At 71.3% G+C, this 15,409-nt stretch carries 17 protein-coding genes; 6 read left to right on the top strand and 11 right to left on the bottom strand.

Features of this window, described 5'->3' with window-relative positions; all coding sequences use genetic code 11:
- The 4 genes from E5671_RS08575 to E5671_RS08560 form a co-directional block, all read right to left on the bottom strand.
- Positions 1-585, bottom strand: coding sequence for an alkaline shock response membrane anchor protein AmaP (locus tag E5671_RS08575; RefSeq protein ID WP_160503243.1), 585 nt, complete (start codon positions 583-585; stop codon positions 1-3).
- Entirely contained in the window at positions 569-1,543 is a 975-nt protein-coding gene (locus tag E5671_RS08570; protein WP_160503242.1) for a DUF6286 domain-containing Asp23/Gls24 family envelope stress response protein, read from the bottom strand. The genes E5671_RS08575 and E5671_RS08570 overlap by 17 nt, the downstream gene beginning before the upstream one ends.
- Positions 1,540-1,725: a hypothetical protein gene (locus E5671_RS08565; RefSeq protein ID WP_160503241.1), complete on the bottom strand. Its 186-nt coding sequence runs from the start codon at positions 1,723-1,725 to the stop codon at positions 1,540-1,542. The genes E5671_RS08570 and E5671_RS08565 overlap by 4 nt, the downstream gene beginning before the upstream one ends.
- Positions 1,726-1,787: 62 nt before the next feature.
- Positions 1,788-2,309: an Asp23/Gls24 family envelope stress response protein gene (locus E5671_RS08560; protein ID WP_160503240.1), complete on the bottom strand. Its 522-nt coding sequence runs from the start codon at positions 2,307-2,309 to the stop codon at positions 1,788-1,790.
- A gap of 271 nt (positions 2,310-2,580) precedes the next feature.
- Between E5671_RS08560 and E5671_RS08555 the strand changes: the two genes are divergently transcribed.
- The 4 genes from E5671_RS08555 to E5671_RS08540 all read left to right on the top strand — a co-directional run bounded on the left by E5671_RS08555 (position 2,581) and on the right by E5671_RS08540 (position 4,639).
- Positions 2,581-3,105: an RNA polymerase sigma factor gene (locus E5671_RS08555; protein ID WP_202121632.1), complete on the top strand. Its 525-nt coding sequence runs from the start codon at positions 2,581-2,583 to the stop codon at positions 3,103-3,105.
- Positions 3,096-3,713, top strand: a complete 618-nt coding sequence (locus E5671_RS08550) for an Asp23/Gls24 family envelope stress response protein (RefSeq protein WP_160503238.1) — start codon at positions 3,096-3,098, stop codon at positions 3,711-3,713. Before E5671_RS08555 ends, E5671_RS08550 begins: the two co-directional genes overlap by 10 nt.
- Positions 3,710-4,057, top strand: a complete 348-nt coding sequence (locus E5671_RS08545) for an Asp23/Gls24 family envelope stress response protein (RefSeq protein ID WP_160503237.1) — start codon at positions 3,710-3,712, stop codon at positions 4,055-4,057. Before E5671_RS08550 ends, E5671_RS08545 begins: the two co-directional genes overlap by 4 nt.
- Before the next feature lie 78 nt (positions 4,058-4,135).
- Positions 4,136-4,639 (top strand): SRPBCC family protein, encoded by a 504-nt coding sequence (locus E5671_RS08540; RefSeq protein ID WP_160503236.1) that lies wholly within the window; start codon positions 4,136-4,138, stop codon positions 4,637-4,639.
- Positions 4,640-4,660: 21 nt separating this feature from the next.
- On the opposite strand, the gene E5671_RS08535 is transcribed toward E5671_RS08540, so the two are convergent.
- Positions 4,661-6,226, bottom strand: a complete 1,566-nt coding sequence (locus tag E5671_RS08535; RefSeq protein WP_336605708.1) for a purine-cytosine permease family protein — start codon at positions 6,224-6,226, stop codon at positions 4,661-4,663.
- 157 nt (positions 6,227-6,383) lie between these two features.
- Positions 6,384-7,859: a UDP-N-acetylmuramoyl-L-alanyl-D-glutamate--2,6-diaminopimelate ligase gene (locus E5671_RS08530; RefSeq protein WP_160503234.1), complete on the bottom strand. Its 1,476-nt coding sequence runs from the start codon at positions 7,857-7,859 to the stop codon at positions 6,384-6,386.
- 570 nt (positions 7,860-8,429) lie between these two features.
- Between E5671_RS08530 and E5671_RS08525 the strand changes: the two genes are divergently transcribed.
- Together E5671_RS08525 and E5671_RS08520 are read left to right on the top strand one after the other, a co-directional pair.
- On the top strand, positions 8,430-9,170 hold the full coding sequence (locus E5671_RS08525; RefSeq protein WP_160503233.1) for a chitinase: 741 nt from the start codon (positions 8,430-8,432) through the stop codon (positions 9,168-9,170).
- Between the two features lie 181 nt (positions 9,171-9,351).
- A complete protein-coding gene (locus tag E5671_RS08520) occupies positions 9,352-10,578 on the top strand; it encodes a cytochrome P450 (protein WP_160503232.1) in 1,227 nt (408 codons plus the stop codon).
- 50 nt (positions 10,579-10,628) lie between these two features.
- On the opposite strand, the gene E5671_RS08515 is transcribed toward E5671_RS08520, so the two are convergent.
- The 5 genes from E5671_RS08515 to E5671_RS08495 form a co-directional block, all read right to left on the bottom strand.
- Complete coding sequence (locus E5671_RS08515) at positions 10,629-11,900, bottom strand: cytochrome P450 (protein ID WP_160503231.1); 1,272 nt, start codon at positions 11,898-11,900, stop codon at positions 10,629-10,631.
- The gene (locus E5671_RS08510; protein WP_160503230.1) at positions 11,897-12,511 is read right to left on the bottom strand and encodes a GTP-binding protein; all 615 of its coding nucleotides are present in this window, start codon (positions 12,509-12,511) and stop codon (positions 11,897-11,899) included. Before E5671_RS08510 ends, E5671_RS08515 begins: the two co-directional genes overlap by 4 nt.
- Positions 12,492-12,854 carry a DUF742 domain-containing protein gene (locus tag E5671_RS08505; protein ID WP_160503229.1) on the bottom strand — a complete coding sequence of 121 codons (363 nt, stop codon included), beginning with the start codon at positions 12,852-12,854 and terminating at the stop codon, positions 12,492-12,494. The genes E5671_RS08510 and E5671_RS08505 overlap by 20 nt, the downstream gene beginning before the upstream one ends.
- Entirely contained in the window at positions 12,851-13,270 is a 420-nt protein-coding gene (locus tag E5671_RS08500; protein WP_160503228.1) for a roadblock/LC7 domain-containing protein, read from the bottom strand. Before E5671_RS08500 ends, E5671_RS08505 begins: the two co-directional genes overlap by 4 nt.
- A 116-nt stretch (positions 13,271-13,386) precedes the next feature.
- Positions 13,387-15,171, bottom strand: a complete 1,785-nt coding sequence (locus E5671_RS08495) for a sensor histidine kinase (RefSeq protein ID WP_160503227.1) — start codon at positions 15,169-15,171, stop codon at positions 13,387-13,389.
- Positions 15,172-15,409 lie beyond the last annotated feature (238 nt).

Raw genomic sequence — 15,409 nt, 5'->3', positions numbered from 1 at the left:
TCAGTGGACACGGCGCGCCCGGTGCCGCCTGGTCGTGAGGCGTACGTCCGCCTCCAGCGTCCGGGGCGCCGCTGCCGCCCGTGCCTCGGCGATGGTGCCCCGGGCCAGCTCGCGCAGCACCGCTTCCGGGGAGCCGTCGGTCTCCAGGACCAGCGTGATGCGGGCCCGCAGCCGCCGGGGGCGTCCGAGCAGGCGTACGTGCGCGCGGGCCACGCCGTCGACGGCTCGGGCGCGTTCGGCCATCGCGGAGGCCAGGGCCCCGGCCGAGAGGGTGACACCAGCTTGCCCGAGCGGGAGTTCGCGCAGCCGGCCGGTGCGGATCTGGGCGGCGGTCCAGCAGAGGAACAGGACGGTGCCGACGGCCAGCGCGGCGATCACGACGGGCGGCCACCAGTCGTGATCACGCCACCGGCCGAGCACCTCCTGGTCGAGCCACACCCGGTCGGCGCCGACACGCGGCAGGGCCGACGGCAGCCGGTCGCGGACGGGAGCCGCCGCGGAAGCCAGTACGGCTCCCGCGAAAAGGAGAACTGCCGCCGCACAGAGCAGAGTTGAGCGGTTCGTACCGCTACGCAGCCGGCTCATCAGGAGTGCTCCTCTCCGCTGCGGTGGATTCCGTACGCAGGCGCACACGCAGCCGCAGTGGCCCGGCGAGCCCGAGCTCCGCTGCCGCCGCCTCGGCGGCCTCGGCCACCGCCCGCCGCGCACCCTCCCGTTCACCGAACTCAAGCCCGGCGCGCACCCGCGCCGTACGGCGGCCGACCTTGACCCGGACCTGCCCGATGCCCGGTACGCCGGCCACGGCATCCCGCAGGAGGACCGCGACCGCCCTGCGATCCAGGACCGCACGCACCCCCGGAAGCGGCGGCCTCATCGGGAGAACGCTGCGACGGCCCGGCGTGACGGCGAGGACCAGCAGCCACACACCGAGCGCGAACACTCCGAGCGCCGCGAGGACACCCGTGGCCGTGCCGCTGTCGGGGCCGTGCGTGGCGAGCCACTCCATCGCGTCGACCCGCCACCGCGCGGGAGCGCGCCCGGCGGCGTGCACGGACACCACGTCGTACAGCAGCACTCCGCAGGCCCCGGCGGCGAGCAGGGTCAACACCCCGACGGGCAGGCGGCGTTGGGACCAGGGGCGGTGTGCGCGAATCCCCGCCGCCTCGGTGGCGGCCACCTGCGGTGCGAGCCGCCCGGCGGACAACTGGTCGCGGGGCAGCCCCCGGGACAGACCCCGGACGCGGATCCGCGCCGAGGGCACGGTGAGGCCGGTGAGCCGGGCCGTGCGCTCGGCGACGTGTGACCGTACGCTCTCGCCCGCCTCGTCGAGCACGGCGGGGTAGGGCAGGGTCACGGTGACGCCGACCCGGGCCCGGCGGCCGCGCACGGCCGCCGAGCCTCCCTCGACCTCGACCGCGCCGGGAGCCAGTGCCTCTGTCGCGGCGCGTTCCGCGATGCGGCGCACCGCACGGTCCGCGACGGTCGTCACCCCGCGTTCCGCCGCGGGCGTCGTCACCCCGCTCTCCGCCGCGGGCGCGGTCATCGCCGCTCCCGGTCACGCCCGCCGAGGAAGGCGCGGATGTCCGTGCCGTCGTCGACGAGGCGCCCGAGGACGAAGCCGACCGCGCCGAGCGCGGCGACCAGGAGGAACGCGCCGAAGCCGCCGAACCACCCGGCGAACCCCAGGGCCATGCCCGCCATCAGGCCGACCAGAGCTGTGCTCACCACTCACCTCACACCACAGAAGGGAACGTCACGTCTTGGCCCGCGTGGGGCGGGGCGGCGCGCTACTCGACGCGGGTCTCGGCGCCGGAGTCCGCGCTGTCGTCCTCGGGCAGGTGGACGTCGTTGACGGCGACGTTCACCTCGACCACCTCGAGTCCCGTGATGCGCTCCACCGCCGAGATGACGTTCTCGCGCACGTCGTGGGCGACGTCCGTGATGGGCACGCCGTACTCGACGACGATGTCGAGGTCGATCGCCGTCTGCCGCTCGCCGACCTCGACCTTCACCCCGCGGCCGACGTTGGGGCGCCCGCCGGGAACGCGGTCGCGCACGGCGCCGATGGTGCGGGAGAGGCCGCCGCCCATGTCGAACACGCCGGGGATCTCGCGGGCCGCCATGCCGGCGATCTTCACGACCACGACATCGGCGATGGACGTCTTGCCCCGCGTCGCCGCGGGCTCGGCCGCGCCGGTGGCTCCGCTGACGGTGGTGGCTCCCGGCGTGCTCCTGCGAGCCTCGCCGGTGAGGCCCTTCTCGGTGCTGCCGGGTGCTGCTGTGCTCGAAGTGAGGTCCTGCGTCGTCATGGTGGCGTCTCCTCGTCGTCAGGGGTTTCCCCGCCTCTTCTCCTGTTCCGACCCGAGTACCCCGGCTCCGTTACGCGCCTCGCGGGAATTTCCTGTCCCGGCATGTAGCGTTCCTGGGCCGCGTAACGCGGAGGGCGCTTCGTGTGTCGTACGAGCACGACCGAAGTGAGAGGAGCCGCGTGTGCCGGGCGACCGGGGCGGAACAGCCGAGGAAGCGGACGCGTCCTCAAGACGTGAGGAAGCGGACGCGTCGTCGAGACGTGACGACGGACTGCTCGCGGTGCGGGCGGCGGAGGGCGACGAGCAGGCCTTCGAAGCCCTCGTGCACCGCCACGCGCCCATGGCGCTGCGCCTGGCCACGCGCCTGCTCGGGAGCCGCCCGGAGGCGGAGGACGCCGTGCAGGACTCCTTCGTCAGCGCCTGGCGCAAACTGCCGGAGTTCCGCGGGGACGCGCAGTTCGGTACGTGGATCTACCGCATCGTCACCAACCGCTGCCTGAACCTGCTGCGTTCGCGGCGACCGGTCGTGGCGCTCGACGGCCTGCCCGAGCCGGCCGCGCCGGAGTACGAGGTCTCGCCCGCGCGGGTGGCCGAGGGGCACGCCGCCGTGGCGGACCTGGCGCGGGCGATGGAGGGACTCTCGCCGGAGCAGCGGGTGTGCTGGGTGCTGCGTGAGCTGGACGGCGCGCCCTACGAGGCCATCGCCGAGACGGTCGGTATCAGTCCGGAGGCGGTCCGCGGCCGTGTCTTCAGGGCGCGGCGCTATCTGACGGAGGCGATGGCCGCATGGCGATGAACGATGACGAACTGCTGCCCTGTGGGCGCGAGTTGTCGCACGTATGGGAACAGCGGGAGACGGGCGTGCCCGACCCCCACGCCGACGGCTGCCCGCACTGCACGCAGGCCCTGAACGCCCTGCTGCGCCTTGAGGGGATCGTCACGGAGGCGCGCGACACGGCGCCGCGGGAGCAGGACACCTCCGCGCTCGCGGGCCGTGTCATGGACGTGGTGCGTCTGGAGCTGCGGCCGGGCCGGACGCTGCCGCTGGGCGACGAGGACGAGGACGCGTGGATCGTGGAGGCCGCCGCGGCCAGAACGGTCCGGGCCGCGGCCGAGTCGCTGCCGGGCGTGCGCGCGGGAAGCTGCCGCATCGGCCCGCTGGACGAGCCCGCGTCCCCGGCGCCGGCCGGTCGCCTCGCGCGCGGGCCGGTCAGGATCCGCATCGAGGTGCAGGTCCCGCTCACGTGGCACCTGCCGGAGGTCGCCGACCGGGTGCGCGGGCGGGTGCTGGAGGCGGTGGACGACGAGCTCGGCATGCGGATCGCGGTCGTCGACGTGACGATCAGCGACCTCATCGATGACGACGACGGCGACGACGACAGCACGGAAGGGCGGCAGCGATGAGCGAGCGAGACGTTGCGCGCGCAGTGGCGGACGCCGTCATAGAGGCGGTTCTCGGCACCCCGGGGGTCGCCTTCCTGCGGCCGGGCCTCGCGGACCTGCTGCGGTCGTCGGCGGTGCTGAGGCGCGGTCTCCCCAGTACTCCGGCGGGCTCCGCGGGAGTACAGGTACGGCGGGAGAAGGACACCGGGGCCTTGAGCGTGGAGGTGTACGTCGTCCTGCACCGGGGGCGGCGGGCCCTGGACGTGACACGGGAGGTGCGCTCCGCCGCGGCGAAGGCCGTCGAGCGAGTGACCGGCGAGCCGGCCGCGCCCGGTGTCGCCGTCACGGTCACCGGTCGGGTCTGAGGCACTCTGCGGCGCGAGGTGGGGGCTGACATCCCGGCTACTGGTGAGTAAGGTCGCGGGTCGAGGATCGGAGTTGTCATGACCCGCACGTTCACAGTGTCACGCAGCATCCTGGTCGAGGCGTCACCGCGGACGGTGTACGAGCAGGTCAGCCAGCCCGCTCTGATGGGGCGCTGGAGCCCCGAGAACCTCGGGGCGACCGTGCCCGGAGGCGAAGGGCCCGCCGTCGTCGGCCTGGTCTTCGAGGGTCACAACAAGCGCGGCCCGTTCCGCTGGACCACGCGCTGCACGGTGACCAAGGCCGAGCCGGGGCGGCGCTTCGCCTTCCGCGTGCACGCGATCGGACTGAAGCGCCCCCGGCTGCGTGCCCCCATCGCCACCTGGGAGTACCGGTTCCAGGAGTGTGACGGAGGCACCAAGGTGACCGAGACCTGGACGGACGACAGGCGGTCCTGGCCCACTTTCGTGGCCAACGCCTTCGACCGCCTCGCCACGGGAGGACGCACCTTCGCGGTCTTTCAGGTCGGCAACATCGACAGGACGCTGCGGAACCTCAAGCGGGAGTTCGAGAAGGCGCGCTGAGCTCAAAGAAGGCGCGCTGAGCTACGCCCGCACCTTCGCGGAGGGTTCCTCGGGGGCGCCGCCCGGCGGCCCCGTGATCGGAGCGATCGGCGTGTCCGCCGCGCGCACCCAGCGCGGCCCCTCGGGCCCGTACACCCCGCGCGGCTCCGGGAACGCCGCGAGCAGGGCGAGGTAGACGATCGCGGCGACGGCGGCTCCCAGCGGGAGGCTGATGTCGGCGCCGTTCGCGAGGTCGCCGAGCGGCCCGACGAACTGTCCTGGAATGTTGGTGAAAAGGACGCCCGTCACCGCACCGGTCCACCAGGCCGCCATGCCGCGCCAGTTCCAGCCACGGGCGAACCAGTAGCGGCCGCCGTGCTGACGGCGCGTGAAGACCTGCAGTGCCTCGGGGTCGTACCAGCCGCGCCGGGTGACGTAGCCGAGCATCATGACGATCATCCACGGCACGGTGCAGGTGATGATCATCGTGGCGAAGGTGGAGATCGCCTGGACGAGGTTGAAGCCGAACCGGCCCACGAAGATGAACGTGATGGACAGGACGCCGATCAGAACGGTGGCCTGCACGCGGCCGAGCCGCGGGAACACCGAGGAGAAGTCCAGGCCGGTGCCGTACAGCGCGGTGGTGCCGGTCGACATGCCGCCGATCAGCGCGATGAGGCAGACCGGCAGGAAGTACCAGCCCGGCGCGATCGCCAGCAGGCCGCCGACGAAGTTGGGGGCGGCCGGGTCCATGTACTTGGGCGCCTGCTCGGCGATGATCGCCGCCGTCGCCAGGCCGAAGCCGAACGGCAGCACTGTGGCGAGCTGCGAGAGAAAGGCCGCTCCCATCACCTTGCGGCGCGGGGTCTCGGCCGGGATGTAGCGCGCCCAGTCACCCAGGAAGGCGCCGAAGGAGACCGGGTTGGACAGCACGATCAGCGCGGCGCCGATGAAGGACGGCCAGAACAGGTCCTGGGTGGCCTGGTCGGCGTCCGCCGTGAAGACCCCGGCGTACGAGGGGTCGAAGTCCCCCGCGAAGGCGGCAAGGCCGAGGACGAACAGCAGGGTCGCCGCCACCACCGCGACCTTGTTGACGAGCAGCATGAAGCGGAAACCGTAGACACACACGGCGAGGACGAGAGCGGCGAACACGGCGTACGCGCAGCCGTAGGCCACGTCGCTCTCCGGCACGCCGAGCAGCCGGTGCGCTCCGCCGATGAGGGCGTCGCCCGAGCTCCACACCGACAGGGAGAAGAACGCCACGGCGGTGAGCAGGGAGAGGAAGGAGCCGACGATCCTGCCGTGCACGCCCAGATGCGCCGATGACGAGACGGCGTTGTTCGTGCCGTTGCGTGGCCCGAACACCGCCATCGGGGCGAGCAGCAGCGCGCCGATGAGCAGCCCGATGAGCATCGCCGCGAGCCCCTGCCAGAAGGAGAGCCCGAACAGGATCGGGAACGCCCCGAGCACGCAGGTGGCGAAGGTGTTGGCGCCGCCGAACGCGAGCCGGAACAGATCGAGCGGCCCCGCCGTGCGGTCCGCGTCCGGGATGCGTTCGACTCCGTGCGTCTCGACCTCGGTGACGGACGGAGATGGCTCCTTGGGCACAGGCGGCTCCCTGGGTGACAGCACCCCGACGTGCGAGGTGCTGTGGCGGAAAGTGCAGGGACCGTAAACGCCACGCGCCCCGGCGCACCAGTGCCCGATTCGCACTGCCCACGCCCACGCGGTGGATGAATCGCACATCCGCCTGCGTGAATCGTCCCTACAGCGCGTCGAGTTCGCGGACCACTGTCATGTCGTCGAAGGGGATGAGCTGTTCGCCGACGATCTGGTGCGGCTCGCTGCCCTTGCCCGCGACGAGCACGATGTCGCCGCGCCGCGCGGCGGTCAGCGCGCGCGAGATCGCGGCGCGGCGGTCGGCCACGCGGTGGAAGGGCGTCCCGGTGGACGTCAGGCCGGGAACGATCTGGTCCAGGATGGCCTCGGGATCTTCGTCGCGGGGATTGTCCGAGGTGACGACGCACAGATCGGAGTGACGGCCCGCGATCTCGCCCATCAGGGCCCGCTTGGTGATGTCACGGTCGCCGCCGCAGCCGAAGACGGTGATCACCGACCCGGTCGCGAAGCCGCGGATCGTGGCGAGGACCTTCTCCAGCGAGTCGGGAGAGTGCGCGTAGTCGACGATCACGCAGGCCCCCTGCGCGGTGGTGAAGCGTTCGAGCCTGCCCGGAGTGGGCGGCATCCGGTCCAAGGCGGCGACGAGGGCGGGCAGTTCATGCCCGAGGAGATGGCACGCGGCGAGGGTGGCCAGCGCGTTGGACACCGAGAAGCGGCCCGGTATCGGGATCGCGGCAGGGTACTTGCGGCCGTCGTGGTGGAGCGTGAAGCGGGTGCCCGCCGCGTCCACGACCAGATCGCTCGCCCGGTAATCGGCCGGTGCCTCCAGGCCGTACGTGGTCACAGAGCCCGGCATCAGGGCCATGATCTCGGCGCTGACGGGGTCGTCGGCGTTGACCACCGCGCGGTCGCACAGCCCTGTGAAGAGGCGCAGCTTGGCGTTCTTGTAGTGCTCCATCGTCCCGTGGTCGTCCAGGTGGTCCTGGGTGAGGTTGGTGAAGACACCGATACTCACGGGCACATGGTCGAGGCGCCGCTGCAACAGACCCATGGAGGTGGCTTCGAGCACCACGCTGCTCGCGTCCCGGTCGCGCATGTGGCCGAGGAGATAGTGCATATCCGGCGACTCCGGGGTGCTGAGGACCGACCGCGGCATCGGTATCCGCTCGGTGCCGATCCGGCTTCCCGAGGTGCCGATCACCCCCACCTTCGCGCCCTCGGCCAGCCTGAGCGCCGACTCGACCATGTACGAGACGGAGGTCTTGCCGTTCGTCCCCGTGATCGCCACGATGTCCATCGCGCGGCCGGGATCGCCGTAGTACCGGGAGGCGACGAGCGAGGCGGCCGCCCGTGCGTCGGCCACCCGCAGCACGCACACCTCCCGCCCGGCGGACTCCGTGTCCGGCAAGGGGCCGTCCTCGGCGATGACCGCCACCGCCCCTCGTTCCAGTGCCCGGCCGATGCCCCCGGGTCCGCCCTCCTCGTGGCCCGGAACGGCGACGTACAGCGATCCGGGCGTCACGTGCCCGGCGTCGAAGGTGATTCCCGCAGTGACCGGGACTCCCGGGTCACCGTGCAGAACGTGGTGGTCGTGCCCGTCGAGCAGTGCGCTGAGCTTCACAACAGTCCCCTCGAAGGCGGTCCGCGGCACACCGCGCACGCCCGGCCTGAGGGGCAGGGCGACGGTGAGCCGGAATCCGCGGTGATACGCGTAAGGCGAGCGGGCCCCACAGGGGGATATCTGCGTGCGGCCGAAGGGCCAGGACGGCCGAGGAACGCTACCCGTGCGCCGCACGACTGGTCGCAGAGGACCGGATCCGGGTCGTGGAGGGCTGATCACGGGTGGCCGGGCGGAGCAGGGACCAGCCCGACACCGCTCCAGTGTACGGCCGCCACGGCCGTACACAGACGTACCGGAATGCGCCCGGCGATCACGGCCCTCAACTGCGTGCACCTGAAGAGGTATTGACGTGGACGTGTCACTCGATATGGTCTAGTCCAACGGTAGGAGCCATTCCGGAGAGCTGCAGCTCCCGGTGCGCCGGTGCGATCACCGGTGGGTCCTGCCGCGTCTCTTCGCGCGCCCCTCACCCCTCGTACGCGCTCAGAGCCGACCCGCATCCTCTCCCCCCCACCACGTGACGGGCGGCCGTGCACACGCATGCGCCGGTCCGCCAAGGAGTGATCCCTCATGCGTCCTCGTGTCCTTGCCGCGCTGACCGCGACCGCGTCGGCCGCCGCGCTCGCCGTCCTGACCCTCGCGCCCAACGCCTCCGCCGAGAAGGCGGAGCCGGGGGAGCGGGCCGCGGCGGCGGAATTCCCCGTCAGCGAGGCCCAGTTCAACCAGATGTTCCCGAACCGGAACTCCTTCTACACCTACAGCGGACTCACGCAGGCGCTCAGCGCCTACCCCGAGTTCACCGGGACCGGCAGCGACACCGTACGCAAGCAGGAGGCGGCGGCCTTCCTCGCGAACGTCAGCCACGAGACGGGCGGTCTGGTCCACGTCGTCGAGCAGAACACCGCGAACTACCCCCACTACTGCGACAGTTCCCAGCCCTACGGCTGCCCGGCTGGCAACGACAAGTACTACGGCCGCGGCCCGATCCAGCTCAGCTGGAACTTCAACTACAAGGCGGCGGGCGACGCCCTGAAGATCGACCTCCTGAACAACCCCGACCTCGTGCAGAACGATCCGGCCGTGGCGTGGAAGACCGGCCTCTGGTACTGGAACACGCAGAACGGCCCGGGGACCATGACGCCGCACAACGCGATGGTCAACAGCGCGGGGTTCGGCGAGACGATCCGCAGCATCAACGGAAGCCTGGAATGCGACGGGAAGAACCCCGAGCAGGTGCAGAGCCGGATCAACAACTACACCCGGTTCACCGGCATCCTCGGCGTCACCCCGGGCGACAAGCTCAGCTGCTGACGGTCCCGGCGGCCGAGTGGCCGGTCAAGGTCCCCTCGCCCCGCCGTTTCCGACCGGCGGGGCGAGGGTGATTTTCGGCCAACATTAGTGCAGTGCTCAACGGTCGGCCGGGAGGGGCTGGTTGCCTCAGTAAGTGATCAATAGCCTGGTGCGCGTTGCCTGTCTCTGACCTAGGAGCTACATGTCCACCGCGCAGCAGGTCCCCGACATCCTCTCGCCCGAGTTCGCCAAGGACCCGTACCCGGCCTACCGAGTGATGCGGGAGAGCGCGCCGCTGTTCTGGCACGAGGCGACGCAGAGCTGGATCATCTCGCGGTACGAGGACGTCGAGCGCGTGTTCAAGGACAAGGCCTCGCAGTTCACCACCGACAACTACGACTGGCAGATCGAGCCCGTACACGGCAAGACGATCCTCCAGCTCAGTGGTCGGGAGCACTCCGTGCGGCGCGCGCTCGTGGCACCGGCGTTCCGCGGCAGCGACCTCCAGGAGAAGTTCCTGCCCGTCATCGAGCGCAACTCCCGCGAACTCATCGACACCTTCCGGCACACCGGCAGCGTGGACCTGGTCGCGGACTACGCCACCCGCTTCCCCGTCAACGTCATCGCCGACATGCTCGGCCTCGACAAGGCCGACCACGCGCGCTTCCACGGCTGGTACACCACCGTCATCGCCTTCCTCGGCAACCTCGCGGGCGACGCCGAGGTCGCGGCGGCCGGCGAGCGCACCCGGGTGGAGTTCGCCGAGTACATGATCCCGATCATCCGGGAGCGCCGCGACAACCTCGGCGACGACCTGCTCTCCACGCTGTGCGCCGCCGAGGTCGACGGCGTACGCATGAGCGACGAGGACATCAAGGCCTTCTGCAGCCTGCTGCTCGCGGCGGGCGGCGAGACCACCGACAAGGCCATCGCCAGCATCTTCGCCAACCTCCTGATGCACCCAGAGCAGCTCGAAGCCGTCCGGCAGGACCGCACGCTGATCGCCCGCGCCTTCGCCGAGACCCTGCGCCACACGCCGCCCGTCCACATGATCATGCGGCAGTCGGCGACCGACGTGGAGGTCACCGGCGGCACCATCCCCGCCGGGGCCACCGTCACCTGCCTCATCGGCTCGGCCAACCGCGACGAGCGGCGCTACGGCGACCCCGACCGCTTCGACATCTTCCGCGAGGACCTGACCACGACGACCGCGTTCTCCGCCGCCGCCGACCACCTCTCCTTCGCCCTCGGCAGGCACTTCTGCGTGGGCGCCCTGCTGGCCAAGGCCGAAGTGGAGATCGGCGTCGGCCAACTCCTCGACGCGATGCCCGACATACGGCTCGCCGAGGGCTTCGACCCCGTCGAGCAAGGGGTGTTCACTCGCGGACCGCAGTCCCTGCCGGTGCGGTTCACGCCCGTCACCGCCTGACCCCTCCGGGGCGCCGCCCGCGGGCGGCGCCCCGGCACCGCTTCAGTGCTTCAGTGCGCCACAGGCGTGAACTGCACCGGCAGCGACGTCAGACCGCGCATCCAGATGGACGGACGCCACGTCAGCTCGTGCGGCTCCACCGCGAGGACGAGGTCGGGCAGCCGCTCCAGGAGCGTCTCGACCGCGGTCCTCGCGATGACGTCGGCGAGCAGCGGAGCCGGGTAGGGGCAGCGGTGCTCGCCGTGGCTGAAGGACAGATGCGCCGAGTTCTCCGGGCCGACATGCGACTCGGGCCAGATCTGCGGGTCGGTGTTGGCCGCGGCGAGGCCGAGCACCAGACAGTCGCCCGCCCGGATCTGCCGCCCGCCGAGCTGGGTGTCGCGCACCGCCCAGCGGCCGATGAAGTTCTGGGTCGGGGTGTCCAGCCACAACACCTCGTTGAGCGCCTCGCCCACGCTCAGCCGACCGCCGGACACGTTCAGGGCGAACCGCTCGTCGGTCAGCATCAACCGCAGCGTGTTGCAGATCCAGTTGGCCGTCGGCTGCTGCGCCGCGGCGATGATGGAGATCAGGTCCTGGACGATCTCCTCGTCGGTGAGGCCAGCCGAGTGCGTCAGCATCCGTGACGTGACGTCCGCTCCGGGCTTCTCCCGCTTCTCCTTGACCAGGAGCTGGATGCGCTCCCCGACGCGGGTGTACGCCGCCACGGGGTCGTCGCCCTCGTGCGCGTCGAGCGAGATCCGCAGGTCGTCCACGAGCTGCTGCGTGTCCGTGCTCGCGTCCGGCATGCCGCACATCTGCACCGCGGCGATCATGGGCAGCGCGTGCGCGTACGCGTCCATCAGCTCCGCCTGGCCGCTGCCGGCGAACGAGGCGATGAGACGGTCGGCGATCCGGGCGCTGTCCCGGGCGAGTTCGAACTGGTCGACTCCTTCGAGGGCCTCCGTGATCACCCCGGCCCGCCTGCGGTGTTCCTCGCCCTCGGTGAACAGGACCGACGGCTGGTAGCCGACGAACGGGAGCAGCGGCCAGTCCGCGGGGATGTGCTCCCACTGGTTCCAGCGGCGCGAGTCGCGGGCGAACAGCTCGTCGTGGCTGGTCACATAGCTGACCTCGGAGTAGCCGAGCACCAGCCACGCGGGCACGTCACTGTCGAGGAGCACCGGCGCCACCGCCCCGTGCTCCCTGCGCAGGGTGCGGTAGAGCTGGGAAGGCGTCTGCTGGTACTCCAGACCGCCCAGGCGCACCGCGCCCGTACCCGCGTGGGCCGGGCACCCGGGCGGCGGGCTCTGCTCGTAAGGGGATCCGGTCGGCTCGGTCACGGTGTCATCTCCTGGGCCATGGCCAGTGCGTAGAGGTGGTCCACGAGGGTGATCAGGACGTCCTTGCCCGACGATCTCACCCGTGCGTCGCAGTCGATCAGCGGCACATGGTCGGGCAGCGCGAGGGCCTGGCGGATCTCCTCCAGCGAGTGCGTGGAGGTGTCGTCGTCGAACCGGTTGACGGCCACCACGAACGGGGTCTTGTGGTGCTCGAGACGGTCGATGGCGTACCACGAGTCGTCCATCCGCCGCGTGTCGACCAGGACTACCGCGCCGAGCGTGCCGGCGAAGAGCCGGTCCCACAGGAACCAGAAGCGTTCCTGCCCGGGAGCGCCGAACAGGTAGAGCACCACACGCTCGTTGAGGCTGATGCGGCCGAAGTCGAACGCCACCGTCGTGGTGGTCTTGGCGGCGACGTCGGCCGTCTCGTCGACGCCGACACCGGCCTGCGTCATCACCTCTTCGGTGTTCAGCGGACGGATCTCGCTGACCGACCGGACCAGCGTGGTCTTGCCGACCCCGAAGCCGCCCACGACGACGATCTTCAAGCCGGTCTCGGCAGTGTCGGAAAGGGGCGTACGGGAGGGCAGCTCAGATGTTGCGGAGCCCATGGAGCACCTCCTTGAGAAGGGCGGAATCGGGGATCGCGGCGGCCGAGCCGGCCGCGCGGGGATGGCGGGCGGTGATCCGGCCCATCGCGAGCAGGTCACCAAGGAGGATCCGCACCACCGTGATCGGCAGCTTCATCTCCGCGGCGATCTCCACCACGGCGCTCGGATGCCGGCACAGTTCGAGGATGCGTACGTGCTCCGACTGCATCCCCGCAGTGGGCTCGCACTCGCTCACCACCAGCGTGACCAGGTCGAACGAATCGTCGTCGGCGCGGCTGCGACCGCCGGTGACCGTGTAGAGCCGGTCCGGATCACCGATGTCCACGGGCCTGCGCGGCGTCACGAGGAGCTGCTGCCTTCGGCCTGACCGCGCGGCTCGGCGCGCAGATGTTCACCGATCTGCTCGACGAGTTCGGTCATCTGATGCCCCACCACTCCGGGATCGGCGTTCTCCTCCGCAACCACCGCCAGATGCGCGCCCAGGCCGGCTTCGACGATGAAGAGCAGCCCGCCGTGGAACTCGGTCATGGAGTGCCGGACGCCGCCGGTCCCGTCGCCGAACTCCATGGAGGCACCCTGGGCGAGGGCCTGGATGCCGGAGCAGATCGCCGCCAGCTGGTCAGCCTGGTCGAGCGTCAGATGCTCGCTCCAGCACAGCTTCAGGCCGTCCCTGGAGAGCACCAGGGCGTGCCGCGTACCGGGGGTGCGCTTCAGGAGGCTCTGCAGGAGCCAGGTCAGGCTGTTGTCAGTGGTCTGCATGGTAGGCGGGGCGAGATGCGCGGTTCTTCCGGTCACCTGCCCGTCCCTCCAATCTCACGATTTCGAGCGGGGAAGGGGGGGCGCCAGAGCCCGGGCGCCGTGCGGGTGGCTTCGGTCTACTCGGCGGGCGGCGGCCCGGAATCGGCGGGGGACTCGGGTGCCGCGGGGGAGCCGGGCACGTCGCCCGCAGCCCGCCGCGCGCGGTGGAAGGCACCGAAACGGGAACCGGCGTCACGCGGCGGCAGCCCCGCGTCACCGGAGAGCGACCCTGCCCCGGCAGCGGCGTCGGACGCCGCCCTGCGCTGCTCGCGCTCACGCTCCGCCTCGGCCATGGTGCGGCCGGGTGCGCGCACGGGCAGGCCGTTGGTCGTGGCCGCCGCGGGACGGGAATGCTCCGGCTGGGGCTGTGCCTGAGCTCCGGCCGGGGGCTGCACGGGGGCGGCGGGCCGCTCCGGGGCGGCGGGGATCTCCGCTGCCGCCGGTGCGGGGGCCGCCGGGGCCGGCGCGGGCGCCGGTTCGACACTGCGGGGGGCGAGCTGCTGGGGAGCGGGGTCGCGCTGCTGGGCCATGAGCTGCGGCGGCAGGAGCACCACGACGCCCGTGCCGCCGCGTGAGGACGGACGGAAGTTGACGCTCATGCCGTACTTGGCGGCAAGACGCCCCACCACCGCGAGACCGAGGCGGGTGCCCTGCAGCGAGGCCAGGTCCGTGACGTGCCCGGAGACCGACTGCTCCGCACGGCGCATCGCCGCGTCGGCCATCTTCAGGCCGCTGTCCTCGATCGTCACGACGATCCCGGCGCTGCGCTCCTCCACATAGACGTGCACCTCGTCGATGGGCGGGGAGAAGTTCGCGGCGTTGTCCATGAGTTCGGCCAGGACGTGCATGACGCCCTCCGCGGCGAACCCGGCGATCGCCACGGTCGTCGAGCAGTGCAACCTCACGCGCTGGTACGCGGAGATCCGGCCCACCGCGCCCCGCAGGATGCTCTCCATGACGATCGGCTTGTTCCAGGCACGGCTGGAGCGGCCGCCCATCAGCAGGGCGAGACGGTCGGTCATGAGACCCAGCTGCGACGTGCTGTGGTCCAGGCGCAGCAGATCGCCGAAGACCTCGACACCGTGCCGCTCCTGCATGTCCCGCAGGTCCGCGAGCATGCTCACGGACTTGGCCTGCACCCGGCTCAGCGCCTTGGCGGATGCCGCCTGCGCGGCCGCCGCCCGCCGCTCGCTGTAGGCGAGTTCCCGTACGAACGACTCGGCGGGCACCCGCAGCAGGGGGTTGCGCGGCCACTCGAGACCGGCGAGGACCGTGTCCGCGGAAGCGCCGTCGCGCAGCCGCTCGATCGCCGAGGGCAGCGTCACCGCCGTCAGCTGGTCCAACTCGTCGGCGGCCTGGGCGAGTTGCCCCTGGGCGTGGTCGCGTCGTGACTCGACGTCGGCTGCGTGCCTGACGGTCTCCTCCACCACGGAGGCGAACACGTGGATGACCTGGCGCAGTTGCGGATCCGACGGCGGCGCCGTCTGCGCCAAGGTCTCACTCGCGCTCGTCCCGTCGCGCAACCGTTTCACCACGGTCGGCAATGTGACGTTCACCAGGTGCGCGGTCTCGGCACCCTGGCGCGCCAGCTGAGCGTTGAGGGACGCGGCCTCGGCGTGGTCCGCGGCGGCGGCCTCGCGGACCCGCTTGACGAGCAGGGAACTCGTCACGAGCACGATCGCCAGACACAGCCAGCCGGCAAGGACCGAAGCCACCGTCCAGACCCGGGCGTCGTCCGGTGCCATGACGCCCGCGACGGCACCGGCCGCGGCGGTCACCACCAGCACGACCACGGGCAGGGCCGACGCGCGCCGACGCGCCTTCTCTATTCGGTGCGGGCTGGGAGGAGCAGGCACGGGCATTCAGCGGTCCCTCGGTCCTTGAGTGCAGGTAAGCAACGAGCCGACCGATGTGCGCATCGGTCTCGGGTCCGGTGGGAACGCCAAAGGGGACGGCGATCTTCCGGACCACATATCGCGCCATGCTAGTCACCCCGCCGGGCGCGGAGGACAGGGAGTCGGAACAGGCCGCCCCGGAAGGGCTTTCGTCGTGATCTCGTCCCTCGAACACGACGCCGTGATAGTGGAGTTCGACTCCGCA

Origin of the sequence: Streptomyces sp. BA2 (genome assembly GCF_009769735.1) — a bacterium.
In the GTDB taxonomy this organism is placed as follows: domain Bacteria; phylum Actinomycetota; class Actinomycetes; order Streptomycetales; family Streptomycetaceae; genus Streptomyces.
Note: the sequence above shows the minus strand (reverse complement) of the source record. Positions and strands in the feature narration are given on the sequence as shown.

Excerpts from the sequence above, each read along its gene's own strand:
- E5671_RS08575 (WP_160503243.1), bottom strand. The coding sequence starts at position 585 with ATGAGCCGGCTGCGTAGCGGTACGAACCGCTCAACTCTGCTCTGTGCG.
- E5671_RS08570 (WP_160503242.1), bottom strand. The coding sequence starts at position 1,543 with ATGACCGCGCCCGCGGCGGAGAGCGGGGTGACGACGCCCGCGGCGGAA.
- E5671_RS08560 (WP_160503240.1), bottom strand. The coding sequence starts at position 2,309 with ATGACGACGCAGGACCTCACTTCGAGCACAGCAGCACCCGGCAGCACC.
- E5671_RS08550 (WP_160503238.1), top strand. The coding sequence starts at position 3,096 with ATGGCGATGAACGATGACGAACTGCTGCCCTGTGGGCGCGAGTTGTCG.
- E5671_RS08545 (WP_160503237.1), top strand. The coding sequence starts at position 3,710 with ATGAGCGAGCGAGACGTTGCGCGCGCAGTGGCGGACGCCGTCATAGAG.
- E5671_RS08540 (WP_160503236.1), top strand. The coding sequence starts at position 4,136 with ATGACCCGCACGTTCACAGTGTCACGCAGCATCCTGGTCGAGGCGTCA.
- E5671_RS08525 (WP_160503233.1), top strand. The coding sequence starts at position 8,430 with ATGCGTCCTCGTGTCCTTGCCGCGCTGACCGCGACCGCGTCGGCCGCC.
- E5671_RS08520 (WP_160503232.1), top strand. The coding sequence starts at position 9,352 with ATGTCCACCGCGCAGCAGGTCCCCGACATCCTCTCGCCCGAGTTCGCC.
- E5671_RS08510 (WP_160503230.1), bottom strand. The coding sequence starts at position 12,511 with ATGGGCTCCGCAACATCTGAGCTGCCCTCCCGTACGCCCCTTTCCGAC.
- E5671_RS08500 (WP_160503228.1), bottom strand. The coding sequence starts at position 13,270 with ATGCAGACCACTGACAACAGCCTGACCTGGCTCCTGCAGAGCCTCCTG.
- E5671_RS08495 (WP_160503227.1), bottom strand. The coding sequence starts at position 15,171 with ATGCCCGTGCCTGCTCCTCCCAGCCCGCACCGAATAGAGAAGGCGCGT.